Source organism: Streptomyces sp. NRRL S-37, from assembly GCF_000721605.1.
Taxonomy (GTDB): domain Bacteria; phylum Actinomycetota; class Actinomycetes; order Streptomycetales; family Streptomycetaceae; genus Streptomyces.
The window spans coordinates 1-432 of record NZ_JOIZ01000110.1 but is presented as its reverse complement, the minus strand read 5'-3'; the positions used below and the strand labels follow the sequence as shown (position 1 = coordinate 432).

Here is a 432-nt window from a genome sequence, read left to right as displayed (position 1 = left end):
CGGGGTGAGGGCGCGCAGGAGGGCGGGCACCTCGTCGGTACGGGTGCGCAGGGCGACGGTGTCGACCCGCAGCGGGACGACCGTGGCCTCCGGCCGGTCCAGCCCGGCCGCGAACAACTCCAGCCCGGCCTCGTAGGAGAGCACCGGCAGACCCTGCGACGCCATCCGCCGCCGGTCCACCTCCCCCAGATACCGGCCGAGCCCCGCACCCACGTCCCAGAACCCGAACGCCATCGACGTAGCCGGCAGACCCTCCGCCCGCCGGTGCGCCGCCAACGCGTCCAGGAACACATTCGCCGCCGCGTAATTGCCCTGCCCGGCCGTCAGCACCAGACCACCGGCCGACGAGAACAACACGAACGCCGCCAGATCCAGCCCCCGCGTGGCCTCGTGCAGCCACCACGCCGCATCCGCCTTCGGAGCCAGCACACC

At 73.6% G+C, this 432-nt stretch carries 1 protein-coding gene; it reads right to left on the bottom strand.

Annotated elements, in window-relative coordinates; translation table 11 throughout:
* Window positions 1–432, bottom strand: a 432-nt coding sequence (locus tag IH50_RS0137000; protein ID WP_030873098.1) for a KR domain-containing protein, incomplete at both ends; no start/stop codon positions are given.